This window comes from Microbacterium sp. LWH11-1.2 (assembly GCF_038397745.1).
Lineage (GTDB): Bacteria > Actinomycetota > Actinomycetes > Actinomycetales > Microbacteriaceae > Microbacterium.
In genome coordinates, this window is the sequence record NZ_CP151636.1 from 2,119,369 (window position 1) to 2,132,019 (window position 12,651).

Here is a 12,651-nt window from a genome sequence, read left to right on the forward strand (position 1 = left end):
CATGGAACCGACCTCGCCCTGGCAGCTGTTCCTCGACTCGCTCGGCCCCATCGCTCTGGCGGGGCTGACGGCGACGGTCCCGCTCGCCCTGGCGTCGTTCGCCCTGGGCCTCGTGATCGCGGTCGGCATCGCGCTGATGCGCATCTCGGTCAACCCGGTCCTGTCGGGGATCGCCCGGTTCTACATCTCGGTCATCCGCGGAACGCCGCTGCTCGTGCAGCTGTTCGTGATCTTCTACGGCATGCCCTCGATCGGCATCACGATCGACCCGTGGCCGAGCGCGATCATCGCGCTCTCGCTCAACGTGGGCGGCTACGGGGCGGAGGTGGTGCGCGCGGCCATCCTCTCGGTGCCCCAGGGGCAGTGGGAGGCGGCGTACACCGTCGGCATGAACCGCACCCGCACGCTCACGCGCGTCATCCTGCCGCAGGCGGCACGGGTGTCGGTTCCGCCGCTGTCCAACACGTTCATCTCACTCGTGAAGGACACGTCGCTGACGTCGCTGATCCTGGTGACGGAGCTGTTCAAGGTGGCGCAGCAGATCGCGTCCACCACCTACGAGTTCATGATCCTGTATCTGACGGCGGCACTGGTCTACTGGGTGTTCTGCCTGGTGCTCTCCGCCGGCCAGAGCGCACTGGAGAGGAGGCTCGACAGCCGTGTCGCTCACTGACCCCGCTCTCCCGCCCGCGGCAGCGCCGCTGCTCACCGCCCGAGGCCTCCGCAAGAGCTTCGGCGACAACGAGGTGCTCCGCGGCATCGACCTGACGCTGCACCGCGGTGAGGTGCTGGTGCTGATCGGGCCGAGCGGCTCCGGCAAGACCACCGTGCTGCGGGCGCTGAACGGCCTCGAGACGCCGGATGCCGGCACCATCGAGGTCGACGGAGGGCCGGACATCGACTTCGCGGCGTCGGGAGTACCCGCGCGCATCGCGAAGCAGCAGCGCCTCGCTCTGCGCGACCGCTCGGCGATGGTGTTCCAGCACCACAACCTGTTCCCGCACTTCACCGTGCTGCAGAACGTCATCGAAGGACCCTGGCGTGTGCAGGGCCGGCCGAAGGACGAGGTGGTCGCCGAAGCGCGGGTGCTGCTCGACCGGGTCGGTCTGAGCGACAAGGCGGACGCGCGACCGCATCAGCTCTCCGGCGGGCAGCAGCAGCGGGTCGGCATCGTCCGCGCGCTCGCGCTGAAGCCGGATCTGCTGCTGTTCGACGAGCCGACCAGTGCTCTCGACCCCGAGCTCGTCGGCGACGTGCTCGTCGTGATCAAGGAGCTCGCCGACGAGGGCTGGACCATGGCCGTGGTCACCCACGAGCTGAGCTTCGCCCGTGAGGCGGCGGACCACGTGCTGTTCATGGACGGCGGGGTCGTCGTCGAGCAGGGGGCGCCGGATCGGTTGTTCAGCGCTCCGCAGCACGAGCGCACGCAGAGGTTCCTGACGCGCATCATGCGCCCGCTCGACGGCGCCTGAGAGCGAAGTCTCAGCCCCCGAGGACCGGCAGCACGAGGCTGACGGCGATGACGATCATCACCACGGCGATCGCCGCGTCGAGGATGCGCCACGAGAGCGGCGTGCGCAGCCAGCGGCCGACGTAGCGGGCGCCGAATCCCAGCGCGGTGAACCACAGGATGCTGGCCGCGACGGCACCCGCGGCGAACAGCCATCGGTCCTCGCCGTGCGTGGCGGCGATCGAGCCGAGCATGAGGACGGTGTCGAGATACACGTGCGGATTGAGCCACGTCAGAGCGAGCACGGTGAGGATCACGGGCGCGAGACGGGTGCGCGTGAGCGTCGCGGTCGCGCCACCGCCCGCAGCGGATGCCGTGGGCGGCGCGGCATCCGTCCCGCCCGACTCGAGGCCCGCCTCGCCGCCCTTCCACGCGCGCCGGGCGGCCAGCACGCCGTACGTGAGCAGGAAGAGCGCACCGGCCCACCGTGCGACCACCACGAGCCACGGGGCCGCCGAGACGACGAAGCCGAGGCCCGCGACGCCGGCGATGATGAGCACGGCATCGGACACCGCGCAGATCACGACCACGGCCAGCACGTGCTCGCGGCGGATGCCCTGCCGCAGGACGAAGACGTTCTGCGCGCCGATGGCGACGATGAGGGAGAGGCCGAGACCGAGGCCGGCGAGCACGGGGAGCATGTGTCTCAGACTAGGTTTCGTCACTCAACAGCACCAGCGATGATTCCTTCCGAACCATTAGCCTGGCTAATGTGAAGATCGATCCCGAACTCGCCGCCACCGTCGCCGCCGTGGCCGACGAGGGCACGCTCGACGCGGCCTCGCGGCGCCTGCGCATCACCCCGTCGGCTGTCAGTCAGCGCCTGAAGGCTCTGGAACAGCAGCTCGGCCGCATCCTCGTCGTCCGGACGAAGCCCGCGACGCTGACCGAGGCGGGGGAGGCGGTCGTGCGGCTGGCGAGACAGGTCGCCCTGCTCGAGCACGATGCGCTCGCCGGCGTGGGCATCGACGACGGAGCCGGTGCCCGGCGCACCAGCATCCCGCTCGCGGTGAACGCCGACTCGATGGCGACCTGGTTCCTGGCTCCGCTCGCCCGGCTGTCCGCACGACACGACATCGACTTCGACCTGCACCGGGACGATCAGAACTTCACGGCGCGGCTGCTCGAGTCCGGCACCGTCATGGCGGCGGTCACGAGCGAGGAGAACCCCGTCGCGGGATGCTCGGTCGCACCGCTGGGCATGATCGAGTACCGAGCCGTGGCCGCGCCCGCATTCGCGGAGCGCTGGTTCGCCGACGGCGTTGACCGCGCAGCCCTGGCGGACGCCCCGTTCGTCGACTTCGACCGGCGCGACACGCTGCAGCACGAGTGGCTGCGCGCACAGGGCGTGTCGCATCAGGGGGTGCCCCGGCAGTACGTCCCGGCGTCGCACGACTACGCGCTGGCCGTGCGGCTCGGCCTGGGGTGGGGCATGCTCCCTCGGCTGCAGGAGGCGCCGGGGCTGGTGAGCCTCGGCGGCCCGTCGCTGCGGGTGAAGCTCTACTGGCAGCAGTGGAACCTGCGCTCCGACCTCCTCGACACCATCGCGGCCGAGGTCGCCGATGAGGCGAGACGCGTGCTGCAGGCGTGATCCGATCGGCGCTCGGCGCCGAGAGCGGTGAGCCGCGGAAGACCCTTCTGCGCGCGATGTGCGTTCTTCCTGCACGGAAACGGCTTGTCACCTGGGATTTGGCTGAAAGACTGAAACCGGCGGAACCGTAGGTCTCGGAGGAGGGGCCGGTGGTTCACGCCATCGACCGAATCCTGAGGGGGACGAACATGGTCAAGAAGCAGAATCAGCGGAAAGTGCTCGCGGTGCTCGCGGGCGGACTCGTGCTCGGTGTCGGCGTCGCGGTGACGCTCGCCGCCTGGAACGATTCCGAGTTCGCGACCGGCACCTTCACCGCCGGATCCTTCAACCTCGAGGGATCCACAGCCGGTGACGTCGATGCGAACTACAGCGACCACAACGTCGACGACGGAGACACCGCCGCCACGCTCGCCTTCGACCTCCCGGCGGACATCGTCGACAACATGTCCCCCGGCGACGCGGTGTATGCCGGGTTCTGGGTGCGCCTCGCCGCAGGAACGACCACCGGAGCCGACCTCGTCGCCGCCGGGACCACGGCCGATCCGGCGGCGACGTCGAACACCGACCACCTCGGCTACGCGATCTACGCCCTCGCCCCCGGGGCCACCTGCAACGCGGCATCCGCGGTGGGCACCCCGATCGCGACCGGCGCGACGCTCGATGCCCAGGCCGGCGTCACGACCGTGCCGCTTCTCGAAGGAGCGACGGCCGCTGTGGCGGGAACCGCCGTGCAGCTGTGCTTCGCCGTGACCGCGGACGCGAGCCTCGAACAGGGTCTCGAGACCACGGCGACGTGGGAGTTCACGGCGACCTCGACGGACTGAGCACCTGATGGACACCCGCAGAGACGTGCGGGAGGCGAAGCGACTCCGCTCCCGCCGTATCCGTGCTGTCCTGGCGGGAGGGCTGGTGCTGGGCGTCGGCGCGACGATGACACTCGCGGCGTGGAACGACTCGGAGTACGCCACCGCGACTTTCACCGCCGGCAAGTTCGACATCGTCGGTGCCGCCGAGGGCACCACGTTCGCCAGTCATGCCACCACCGGCACGGCGGCCGCGCTGACCTTCGTCGCGGCGCCGACGGCCATGGCTCCGGGGACGACCACCTATGCGCTGTACAGCGTGAAGACCGCGAATCCGTCGATCGCGGGGACCCTGCAGTGGTCGGCGGGCACCCCGGGCGGCACCGGGCTCGCGACCTATCTGACGTACGGCGTCCGGACGATCAACGGCACCGCCTGCAATTCGACGACCTACCCGCTGGGCACCGCGCTGGTCGCCGACGGCTCCGCCTTGACCGCGAACGGAACGACGACGCAGACGGTGTCGGCGAACGGCGGCAACCAGATCAACTACTGCGTCGCCGTCACGCTGCCGCTCACGGCGCCGAACGCGGCGCAGTCGCTGACGATGTCGCAGACGTGGCAGGTGCTCGGCACCTCGTCGGCCCCGTAGCGGGTCTACGGCCGCAGACGGATGGAGGACGAGATGACGACGTCGGAGACGCGACGGAGTCTGCGCGAGCAGCCCGCCGCGTCCGGCGCGCCCGCGCCCGCCCTCTCCCCGGTGGGACGGCCGTCTCGTCGCGGGCCGGGCCGGGCCATCGGCGATCTGCTGCTGTGGATCGCGGCCGCCGGCGGCGTGATCTGCATCGTGCTCGTCGTTCTCGCGTTCACTGCGCAGATCACCCTGATCATGTTCCGCACCGGCTCGATGTCGCCGACCATCCCGGCCGGCTCCGTCTCGATCGTGCAGCGCATCCCGGCCGGCGAGATCGAGATCGGCGACGTCGTGACCGTCGACCGCCCCGGTGAGCTCCCCGTGACGCACCGCGTGACCTCGATCGAGCCGGGGGCGAGCGCGCAGGAGCGCGTCATCACGATGCGCGGCGATGCGAACGCCTCCGAGGACCCGTTCCCGTACACCGTGACCTCGGTGCGGATCGTCCTGTTCTCGGTCCCCGGTATCGCGCTGCTGGTCGCGGGTATGGGCAGCCCTATCGTGTTGGGCGGACTCACCCTCGCCGCCACCGCCCTCGTCGTCTGGGCGTTCTGGCCGCGTTCGGGCGGAGGATCGCGACGCCGCCGAGCGGGGGGCGTCATATGAGGAAGAGGCTCCTCGCCGTTCTCGGCGCGATCGCCGCGGCGGTGCTCCTGGCGCCGACGGCGGCATGGGCGGCTCCGACCACCCAGGTGATCCAGGGCGACGTTCTCCGTCTCGTGTCGGTCGCGGACTGGGACGCCGCCTCGAGTCTGCTGCCTGGTGTCCCGGTGCAGTGGGACGTCGAGGTGAGCGCGGATGCGCCCGACCCCGGCATCGTCCGGATCGGCGTGAGCGCGACCGGATCGGCGACGCTGCTGCTCGACGTCTCCCTCTGCGCGACCGCCTGGCGTGCCGGAGGCTGCCCGGGAGGCGCGACCGTTCTGAGGACCGACTGGAGCATTCCCCGCGACGGTGCGCAGGTCGGGCTCACCGAGATCACCGACACGGAGATCGCGTATCTCCGGCTCGCGATCACGCTCGATCCGGCGGATGTCGAGGGCAGCACCGACATCCGCGTGCACGCGCAAGGGGCGGGAGAGTCCGCGGTCGTCGGACCCGACGGTGGCCTTGCGACGACGGGACCCGCACCGCTCGCGCCCTGGGCCTGGGCGGGAGGCACGCTGCTGATCCTGGGGGGCGCTGTCCTCGTGATCATCCGCCGACGCGCCCGGCGCGACGCGAGGGACGGCGCATGATGTCGCGCGGAAGGCGACGGATGCTGGCCGGAGTCGCAGGCCTCTCCGTCCTGGCCGGGCTCGCGATCCTGCCCTCGGCGGAGATGACGGCCGCGCAGTTCACCGACAGCGAGTACGCGTCGTCGACGGTCACCGCTCTCAAACTGCTCCCGCCCGTCGTGGAGCCGCTGCCAGGGGGACTGACCTGTCCGAATCCGCTGAGCACCCTCCTGGGCGGCACGGCCCTGACGATCAAATGGAGGTGGCCGACGACCGTCGGAGACTATCCGGCGACGTCCGCCCTCAACGTGTTTCTCACGGGAGCCGCTGACGGGACGGGAGGGAGCACAGTCGCTCCCGGAACGGCCGCCGGTGGCGTGTACACGACATCCGTGAGCAAGGGTGTGCTGGACGGGCTCCTGGGCGGTCTCGGCTTCCTGCTCGGGGGAGGCTCGTACGTCGTCTACTTCGGCACATCCTGGGTGACACCCGGGGGGATCACCTGGCGCTCGCCGCAGAAGGTGAAGATCACGGTCACGTACGCGTCGATCCTCGCCGGCGGCGCGACCACCTGCACGTTCACGACCGTCTAGGGGTGTCAGTCCGCCAGTGCCAGGGCGCGGAACGCGTCGCGCTCGCGCAGCTGCTCGCGGCGGCTGGCCGCGGCATCCGCGATGCGGGTCGGCGGCTGCTGTCCGGTGGTGCGTCGGTAGAGCTCGTCGATCAGGTCGGTCGCGAGTCCGATGAGCTTCGCGATCTCGCGGTCGTCCCGATCGATCCAGACGCAGCGGGGCTCATCGTGGATGGGCGAGAAGTCCTCGTGCTGCTCCCAGACGAACAGCGTGCGCTCCGCGCCCAGCACGTGCTGCTGCCACCACACCTGGCGCAGGTAGGTTCGAGGGATGCCGCTCCACGGCTTGTTGGTCGTCTTGATCTCGGCGAGCTTCACCCGCCCGGCGGCGTCGACGGCGATGCCGTCCGGCGTGGCCAGGTGCCGGTGCTCGACCTCGGCGCGGAACAGCGCCGAGGAGGGGAGGATGCCGTGGGTCGCTGCTACCCAGGCGGCGATCTCGGGCTCGCGACGGCGCCCGTGGTCGGTGTAGGCGTTGCCGCCGAAGCGGGGACCGCCCCCGAGCTTGGCGTCGGCGGCGCGCGAGATCGACTTCTCGCTGGTGAGCCCGGCGACGTCGGTCGCGGTGATGCCGCGGGACCGTGCTCGCATCCACGCCACCCTGTCGCGCGAGTCCGCGACGATGCGTGCGGCGAGTTCGGGGTTCACTCCTCGACCCTAACCCCGTCCGCCGACGCTGCGGTCCGTACACGCCGCACCGCGGTCGCTCGGCGGGATTGCGTCAGTGCGAGGGCCAGGAGGCGGGACCGGAGGAGCCGGCGCCGTACTCCTCGAGCGGCACGTCGCCATCGCGCCACGCCTGCAGGATCGGAGCGACGATGCGCCAGCACTGCTCGGCCGCGTCTCCGCGGACGGCCAGCAGGGGATCGCCGTCGAGGACGCCGGACAGCACCTCGGCGTAGGCCTTGAGGGCGCCCTCGCCGAGCTCCGCCGAGAGCGTCGCCCGCTCCAGCTCGAAGGGATCCTCCGCCGCGTTGAGATTCAGCTCGAGAGACATGCGGTCGGGACCGAGGGAGAAGCGCAGGATCGCGCCGTCGGCCGTTCCGGTGAGACCGGCGGGCACGTGCCGCACCGGCCGGAACCGCACCACGATCTCGGTCGCGGGCTCGCCGAGCGCCTTGCCCGAGCGGAGCCGGAACGGCACGCCGGCCCAGCGGGAGTTGCGCACCTCGAAGGTCGCCTCGGCGAGCGTCTCGGTCTCCCTGGCCGGGTCCACTCCGGGCTCGTCGACGTACGAGGGCTTGTCCACGCCGTCGACGCTTCCTGCCGTGTAGCGGGCGCGGCGCGTCGTGGCCACGGGATCGTCGTCCCAGACGAAGGTCGCCCGCAGCACCGCCCCGGTCGCCTCGCGGAAGTCGACCTCGTCGAGCGTGGCGGGCTCCTCCATGGCGAGCACGGCGAGGACCTGCAGCAGGTGGCTCTGGATCATGTCGACCAGGGCGCCGGCGGAGTCGTAGTACCCGGCGCGGCCTTCCAGTGCGAGCCGCTCGTCGTAGACGATGCTCACCGATTCGATGCTCTCGGCGGACCAGAGCGGTTCGAGGATGCGGTTGGCGAAGCGAGCGCCCAGCAGGTTCAGTGTCGTCGACCGGCCGAGGAAATGGTCGACCCGGAACACCTGACTCTCCGGCACGAGCGCCGTCAGCGTGCGGTTCAGTGCGCGGGCGCCGGCCTCATCGGTGCCGAAGGGCTTCTCCATCACCAGCATCGCTCCGGCCGGCAGCATGTCGGGCGTCATCGCCGCCACGGATGCCGCGGCGATCGACGGCGGCACGGCGAAGTAGAGGGCGACCTGGCCCGAGCACTCCTTCAGCAGTGCGCGCAGGTCGTCGGGCTGCGTGATGTCGGTCTTGCGATACGTCACGTCGACGCGGGATGCCGCATCCTCGGCGTCCATCGTCGCGAACGACTTCCGGACGACGTCCTCGAGGTCGGCATCCGTCCAGTCCTCCCGGTCGGCGCCGATGAGATGGACCACGCGGGAGGGCTCGCGGACGAGCAGCTGCCCGAGGGCGGGCAGCAGGAGGCGGGAGGCGAGATCGCCACCGGCCCCGAAGATCACCAGCGTCGTCGCATCGGTCATGGTCCCACCGTAACCGCTCCACAGCCGGCCATGTCAGACTCGGGCGATGCCTGCTCCGATCGAGGATTACGCCCTTCTCAGCGACTGCCGCACCGGCGCGCTGGTCTCCCGCGACGGGAGCATCGACTGGCTCTGCCTTCCCCGCTTCGATGCGCCGTCGCTGTTCGGAGCGCTCCTCGGGGAGCCGGGCAACGGACGCTGGAGCCTCCGTCCCACCGACGACACGGCCGTGCCGCATCGGCACTACATCTCCGACACGTTCCTCCTCGTCACCCGCTGGGAGACGGCGAGCGGCGTCGCGGAGGTGCAGGAGTTCCTACCGCTCCACCCGACGCGCACGGATGTCGTGCGACGGATCGTCGGCATCTCCGGGCAGGTCGAGTTCGCCACCGAGTTGCGGCTGCACTTCGACTACTCCCGGCGGCTGCCCTGGGTGCGCCAGGTCGGAACGCGCGAGGAGCCGGCACTCCGCGCGACCGCGGGGCCGGATGCCGTGATCGTGCGGGGTCTGCAGCTCGTCGCCGAGGATCACGTGCACCGAGGGACGGTGACGCTCGGCGCGGGGGAGCACCGGGACCTGGTGCTCAGCTGGTTCCCCTCGCACGAGCATCCGCCCCGACCGCTCGACGTCGAGGACGCGATCGCCGGCACCCGCGCCTGGTGGCAGGGATGGGCGAGCGGCATCGAGCACGACGGTCCGTATCGCGCGGAGGTCGTCCGATCGCTGCTGGTCCTCCGCGCGCTGACGAACAGGGACACCGGCGGCATCGTCGCCGCGGCCACGACCTCGCTTCCCGAGCAGTTCGGCGGCTCGCGCAACTGGGACTACCGCTTCGTCTGGCTGAGGGATGCCGCGCTGACGCTGGAGGCGCTCATCGCCCACGGATTCCTCGACGAGGCGCACGACTGGCGGCGCTGGCTGCTCCGCGCGGTCGCCGGCGAGCCGGCCGAGGTGCAGATCATGTACGGGATCGCGGGGGAGCGCGACCTGATGGAACGCGAGATGCCGAGTCTTCCCGGCTACGACGGCGCGGCCCCTGTGCGCATCGGGAACGGCGCCGTCGATCAGTACCAGGGTGACGTCGTCGGCGAGGTGCTGGTCGCCCTGGAAGCGGCGAGGATCGCCGGACTCGGCGAGGGAGACTTCTCCTGGCCGCTGCAGCGGGCGCTCATCGAGCACGTGATCGCGTCGCTCGATCGTCCGGACAACGGAATCTGGGAGATCCGCGGCGAACCACGGTGGTTCACCCACTCGCGCGTCATGATGTGGGCGGCCGTGGACAGGGGCGTCCGCGCCGTGCGGGAGCACGGCCTCTCCGGCGACGCGGACCGGTGGGAGCGGACCCGCGACGATCTGCGACGCGAGATCGACCGTCGCGGGGTGCATGCCGACGGCCACTTCGTGCAGCACTACGACTCGGCCGAGGTCGACGCCTCGCTCCTGGTGCTCCCGCAGGTCGGATACTGCGCGCCCGACGACCCGCGGATGCTGCGGACCGTGGAGCAGATCGAGCGCACCCTGCTCGAGGACGGGCTGCTGCTGCGCTACCGCACGGAGTCCGGAGTCGACGGCCTCGCCGGCGGGGAGCATCCGTTCCTCGCCTGCAGCTTCTGGCTCGTCGAGCAGTACGCCGCGACCGGGCGCATCGACGAGGCGGGTGCGCTGATGGAGCGTCTGCTCACGATGACGAACGACCTCGGACTCCTCTCGGAGGAGTACGACGTGACGAACGCGCGCCAGGCCGGGAACACGCCGCAGGCGCTCTCGCACCTCAGCCTCATCCGCGCCGCCGACGCCCTGGCCGGACATCGCGGACGTGCGGCCGATCGCCGCTGATTTGGGGGACGGCGGCCGGTGAGGTAGCCTTGTCGTAACCGAAGACCGCTGGTCATCGTCGTGCGTGCGAACGCGAGGCGATCGAAGCTCTGCTCAGCAGGGGCCCGCGCAGGACACGAACTTCTCGAAGCTCCGTGCGCTTGCGCCGGAGCTTCTTTCTTTTGCAGGGGGTCCGAGGCCGGCGCCCCACCACCGTGCGGCGCCACGTACACACCAAGGAGTGACCATGGCGCAGAAGGATGCATCGGTCGCCGAGCTCACGAAGTCATTCGAGAACTCGAACGCCGTCCTGCTGACCGAGTACCGCGGTCTGACGGTTGCCCAGCTCAAGGAGCTGCGCAACAGCATCCGTCAGGACGCCGAGTACGCCGTGGTGAAGAACACGCTGACCAAGATCGCTGCCAACAAGGCCGGGATCACTGCGCTGGACGACGACCTCAAGGGTCCGTCGGCTGTCGCTTTCGTGCACGGTGACTTCGTCGCCACCGCCAAGGCTCTGCGTGACTTCGCCAAGGCCAACCCGCTTCTCGTGATCAAGTCCGGCGTCTTCGAGGGCAACGCCCTCTCCGCCGACGAGGTCAACAAGTACGCCGCGCTGGAGAGCCGTGAGGTTCTGCTGGCGAAGGCTGCGGGCATGATGAAGGCGACGATGGGCAAGGCTGCCGCCACCATCGACGCGCTTCGCGAAAAGCTGGAGACCGCTGAGGCCGCGTAAGCGTCCGGCGATCTTTTTCACAAACCCCATCTATTAGGAGATACATCATGGCGAAGCTTTCCACTGAGGAGCTGCTCGAGCAGTTCGCTGGCCTGACCCTCGTCGAGCTCAACGACTTCGTGAAGGCGTTCGAGGAGAAGTTCGAGGTCACCGCTGCTGCACCCGTCGCCGTTGCCGGCGCTGCGGGCGCGGGTGGCGCTGCCGAGGCCGAGGAGGAGAAGGACTCGTTCGACGTCATCCTCGAGGCTGCCGGCGACAAGAAGATCCAGGTCATCAAGACGGTCCGCGAGCTCACCTCGCTGGGTCTCGGCGAGGCCAAGGCCGTCGTCGACGGTGCTCCCAAGGCCGTGCTCGAGGGCGCGAACAAGGAAGCCGCCGAGAAGGCCAAGGCTGCTCTCGAAGAGGCAGGCGCCACGGTTACCCTCAAGTAATCACCGCGTCTCCACGCTTCATCGAAGGCCCCGGGTCCGCCCGGGGCCTTCGTGCGTCCCTGCCGCGGTTCAGCGCGGCGGGGCCGTGGAGCTGCGCACCACGAGAGCGGATGCCGCGGCGACGTGCTCGAGCGGATCGTCGGGTCGGCTCATCCTCCGGGTGAGCAGTCGCACGGCCTCATGCCCCTGTTCCCTGGGCGACTGGCCGATCGTCGTGAGGGCGAACATCTCGGCGTGCTCGTGATCGTCGATTCCGACGACGCTCAGCTCGGTCGGCACGGCGATGCCGAGGCGTCGCGCCGCGATCACGGCGCCGATCGCGGCTTCGTCGCAGACGCCGACGATGGCGGTCGGACGATGCCGGCGGTCGCCGAGCAGGCCGGCTGCCGCGGTGTATCCGCCGGGCATGGTCGGGGTCGCGCCGACGACGCGCGCGCGGTCCGCGAGGCCGGCGGTCCGGAGGGCGTCGCGGTAGCCGTCGAGGCGTCGCGCGTCGCCATAGCTCAGCTCTGCCGCATCCGTCGACCCGCCCACGAACGCGATGTCCTGGTGGCCCAGCTCGATCAGGTGCTCGGTGGCGATGCGCGCGGCATCCGTGTCGTCGATCGACACGGCGCTCGACCCCTCGCTGTACGGTCCGACGCTGACGAGGGCGCGCTCCGCGCGCTGCAGTCGTTCCAGCTCCCTCGCGCTGGGCTGGATCCCCACCGCGATGATGCCGTCGAACCTCCGGCGGGGGAGCACGTGCTCGAACAGCCGCTCCCTGGTGCGCGAGCCCTCCGGCACGCCGTAGAGCGAGAGGTCGTAGTCGAGCGCGAACAGGGATTCCTGGATGCCGGCGAGCAGCTCGGCGAAGAACCAGCGATCGACGGGCGGCATGACGACGCCGACCGTCTGCGTGCGTCCGGTCGCCAGGCTCGTCGCGGAGGAGTGGGCGACGTAGGAGAGCTCGTGCGCGGCATCCGCCACCCGCTGACGCGTCTCGTCCGAGACGTATCCGCGTCCGGTGAGCGCGCGGCTCGCCGTCGCCTTCGACACGCCGGCACGAGCGGCGACGTCCGCGATCGTGCTCATCGGTCCTCCTCGACCTGTCACGCGGCGATGCGTGCGGCGACGCGACCGGCGCGTGCCGGGTG

At 70.4% G+C, this 12,651-nt stretch carries 15 protein-coding genes; 11 read left to right on the forward strand and 4 right to left on the reverse strand.

Annotated elements, in window-relative coordinates:
* Position 1: 1 nt before the first annotated feature.
* Positions 2-673: an amino acid ABC transporter permease gene (locus tag MRBLWH11_RS10210; protein WP_116635730.1), complete on the forward strand. Its 672-nt coding sequence runs from the start codon at positions 2-4 to the stop codon at positions 671-673.
* Positions 660-1,472 (forward strand): amino acid ABC transporter ATP-binding protein, encoded by an 813-nt coding sequence (locus tag MRBLWH11_RS10215; protein ID WP_341944795.1) that lies wholly within the window; start codon positions 660-662, stop codon positions 1,470-1,472. Before MRBLWH11_RS10210 ends, MRBLWH11_RS10215 begins: the two co-directional genes overlap by 14 nt.
* Before the next feature lie 10 nt (positions 1,473-1,482).
* On the opposite strand, the gene MRBLWH11_RS10220 is transcribed toward MRBLWH11_RS10215, so the two are convergent.
* Positions 1,483-2,151, reverse strand: a complete 669-nt coding sequence (locus MRBLWH11_RS10220; RefSeq protein WP_341944796.1) for a LysE/ArgO family amino acid transporter — start codon at positions 2,149-2,151, stop codon at positions 1,483-1,485.
* 71 nt (positions 2,152-2,222) lie between these two features.
* On the opposite strand from MRBLWH11_RS10220, the gene MRBLWH11_RS10225 reads away from it, so the two are divergent.
* The 6 genes from MRBLWH11_RS10225 (at position 2,223) to MRBLWH11_RS10250 (ending at position 6,411) form a co-directional block, all read left to right on the forward strand.
* Positions 2,223-3,101 carry a LysR family transcriptional regulator ArgP gene (locus tag MRBLWH11_RS10225; RefSeq protein WP_341944797.1) on the forward strand — a complete coding sequence of 293 codons (879 nt, stop codon included), beginning with the start codon at positions 2,223-2,225 and terminating at the stop codon, positions 3,099-3,101.
* Positions 3,102-3,289: 188 nt separating this feature from the next.
* Positions 3,290-3,925 (forward strand): SipW-dependent-type signal peptide-containing protein, encoded by a 636-nt coding sequence (locus tag MRBLWH11_RS10230; protein ID WP_341944798.1) that lies wholly within the window; start codon positions 3,290-3,292, stop codon positions 3,923-3,925.
* A gap of 7 nt (positions 3,926-3,932) precedes the next feature.
* Positions 3,933-4,556, forward strand: a complete 624-nt coding sequence (locus MRBLWH11_RS10235) for a SipW-dependent-type signal peptide-containing protein (RefSeq protein WP_341944800.1) — start codon at positions 3,933-3,935, stop codon at positions 4,554-4,556.
* A 33-nt stretch (positions 4,557-4,589) separates the two neighbouring features.
* The gene (locus MRBLWH11_RS10240; RefSeq protein ID WP_341944801.1) at positions 4,590-5,207 is read left to right on the forward strand and encodes a signal peptidase I; all 618 of its coding nucleotides are present in this window, start codon (positions 4,590-4,592) and stop codon (positions 5,205-5,207) included.
* A complete protein-coding gene (locus MRBLWH11_RS10245) occupies positions 5,204-5,839 on the forward strand; it encodes a hypothetical protein (RefSeq protein ID WP_341944802.1) in 636 nt (211 codons plus the stop codon). Before MRBLWH11_RS10240 ends, MRBLWH11_RS10245 begins: the two co-directional genes overlap by 4 nt.
* Positions 5,836-6,411 carry a hypothetical protein gene (locus tag MRBLWH11_RS10250; RefSeq protein ID WP_341944803.1) on the forward strand — a complete coding sequence of 192 codons (576 nt, stop codon included), beginning with the start codon at positions 5,836-5,838 and terminating at the stop codon, positions 6,409-6,411. The genes MRBLWH11_RS10245 and MRBLWH11_RS10250 overlap by 4 nt, the downstream gene beginning before the upstream one ends.
* Before the next feature lie 5 nt (positions 6,412-6,416).
* Here MRBLWH11_RS10250 and MRBLWH11_RS10255 read toward each other — a convergent pair whose 3' ends face one another.
* Both MRBLWH11_RS10255 and MRBLWH11_RS10260 read right to left on the reverse strand, forming a co-directional pair.
* Complete coding sequence (locus MRBLWH11_RS10255) at positions 6,417-7,097, reverse strand: YqaJ viral recombinase family protein (protein ID WP_116635737.1); 681 nt, start codon at positions 7,095-7,097, stop codon at positions 6,417-6,419.
* A 73-nt stretch (positions 7,098-7,170) separates the two neighbouring features.
* Positions 7,171-8,532: a glucose-6-phosphate dehydrogenase gene (locus MRBLWH11_RS10260; protein WP_341944804.1), complete on the reverse strand. Its 1,362-nt coding sequence runs from the start codon at positions 8,530-8,532 to the stop codon at positions 7,171-7,173.
* 46 nt (positions 8,533-8,578) lie between these two features.
* Here MRBLWH11_RS10260 and MRBLWH11_RS10265 point away from each other — a divergent pair, with 46 nt between their 5' ends.
* The 3 genes from MRBLWH11_RS10265 (at position 8,579) to rplL (ending at position 11,515) form a co-directional block, all read left to right on the forward strand.
* Positions 8,579-10,369 carry a glycoside hydrolase family 15 protein gene (locus MRBLWH11_RS10265; RefSeq protein ID WP_341944805.1) on the forward strand — a complete coding sequence of 597 codons (1,791 nt, stop codon included), beginning with the start codon at positions 8,579-8,581 and terminating at the stop codon, positions 10,367-10,369.
* Positions 10,370-10,595: 226 nt separating this feature from the next.
* Positions 10,596-11,084 (forward strand): 50S ribosomal protein L10, encoded by a 489-nt coding sequence (rplJ, locus tag MRBLWH11_RS10270; protein ID WP_116635740.1) that lies wholly within the window; start codon positions 10,596-10,598, stop codon positions 11,082-11,084.
* A gap of 47 nt (positions 11,085-11,131) precedes the next feature.
* Positions 11,132-11,515, forward strand: coding sequence for a 50S ribosomal protein L7/L12 (rplL, locus tag MRBLWH11_RS10275; protein ID WP_116635741.1), 384 nt, complete (start codon positions 11,132-11,134; stop codon positions 11,513-11,515).
* A 69-nt stretch (positions 11,516-11,584) separates the two neighbouring features.
* Here the strand turns inward: rplL and MRBLWH11_RS10280 are convergent, their stop codons facing one another.
* On the reverse strand, positions 11,585-12,589 hold the full coding sequence (locus tag MRBLWH11_RS10280; protein WP_116635742.1) for a LacI family DNA-binding transcriptional regulator: 1,005 nt from the start codon (positions 12,587-12,589) through the stop codon (positions 11,585-11,587).
* Positions 12,590-12,651 lie beyond the last annotated feature (62 nt).

Bases quoted from the DNA above. Each gene is read 5' to 3' on its own strand.
- MRBLWH11_RS10210 (WP_116635730.1), top strand. From the start codon at position 2: ATGGAACCGACCTCGCCCTGGCAGCTGTTCCTCGACTCGCTCGGCCCC.
- MRBLWH11_RS10220 (WP_341944796.1), bottom strand. From the start codon at position 2,151: ATGCTCCCCGTGCTCGCCGGCCTCGGTCTCGGCCTCTCCCTCATCGTC.
- MRBLWH11_RS10230 (WP_341944798.1), top strand. From the start codon at position 3,290: ATGGTCAAGAAGCAGAATCAGCGGAAAGTGCTCGCGGTGCTCGCGGGC.
- MRBLWH11_RS10235 (WP_341944800.1), top strand. From the start codon at position 3,933: ATGGACACCCGCAGAGACGTGCGGGAGGCGAAGCGACTCCGCTCCCGC.
- MRBLWH11_RS10240 (WP_341944801.1), top strand. From the start codon at position 4,590: ATGACGACGTCGGAGACGCGACGGAGTCTGCGCGAGCAGCCCGCCGCG.
- MRBLWH11_RS10245 (WP_341944802.1), top strand. From the start codon at position 5,204: ATGAGGAAGAGGCTCCTCGCCGTTCTCGGCGCGATCGCCGCGGCGGTG.
- MRBLWH11_RS10250 (WP_341944803.1), top strand. From the start codon at position 5,836: ATGATGTCGCGCGGAAGGCGACGGATGCTGGCCGGAGTCGCAGGCCTC.
- MRBLWH11_RS10260 (WP_341944804.1), bottom strand. From the start codon at position 8,532: ATGACCGATGCGACGACGCTGGTGATCTTCGGGGCCGGTGGCGATCTC.
- MRBLWH11_RS10265 (WP_341944805.1), top strand. From the start codon at position 8,579: ATGCCTGCTCCGATCGAGGATTACGCCCTTCTCAGCGACTGCCGCACC.
- rplJ (WP_116635740.1), top strand. From the start codon at position 10,596: ATGGCGCAGAAGGATGCATCGGTCGCCGAGCTCACGAAGTCATTCGAG.
- rplL (WP_116635741.1), top strand. From the start codon at position 11,132: ATGGCGAAGCTTTCCACTGAGGAGCTGCTCGAGCAGTTCGCTGGCCTG.
- MRBLWH11_RS10280 (WP_116635742.1), bottom strand. From the start codon at position 12,589: ATGAGCACGATCGCGGACGTCGCCGCTCGTGCCGGCGTGTCGAAGGCG.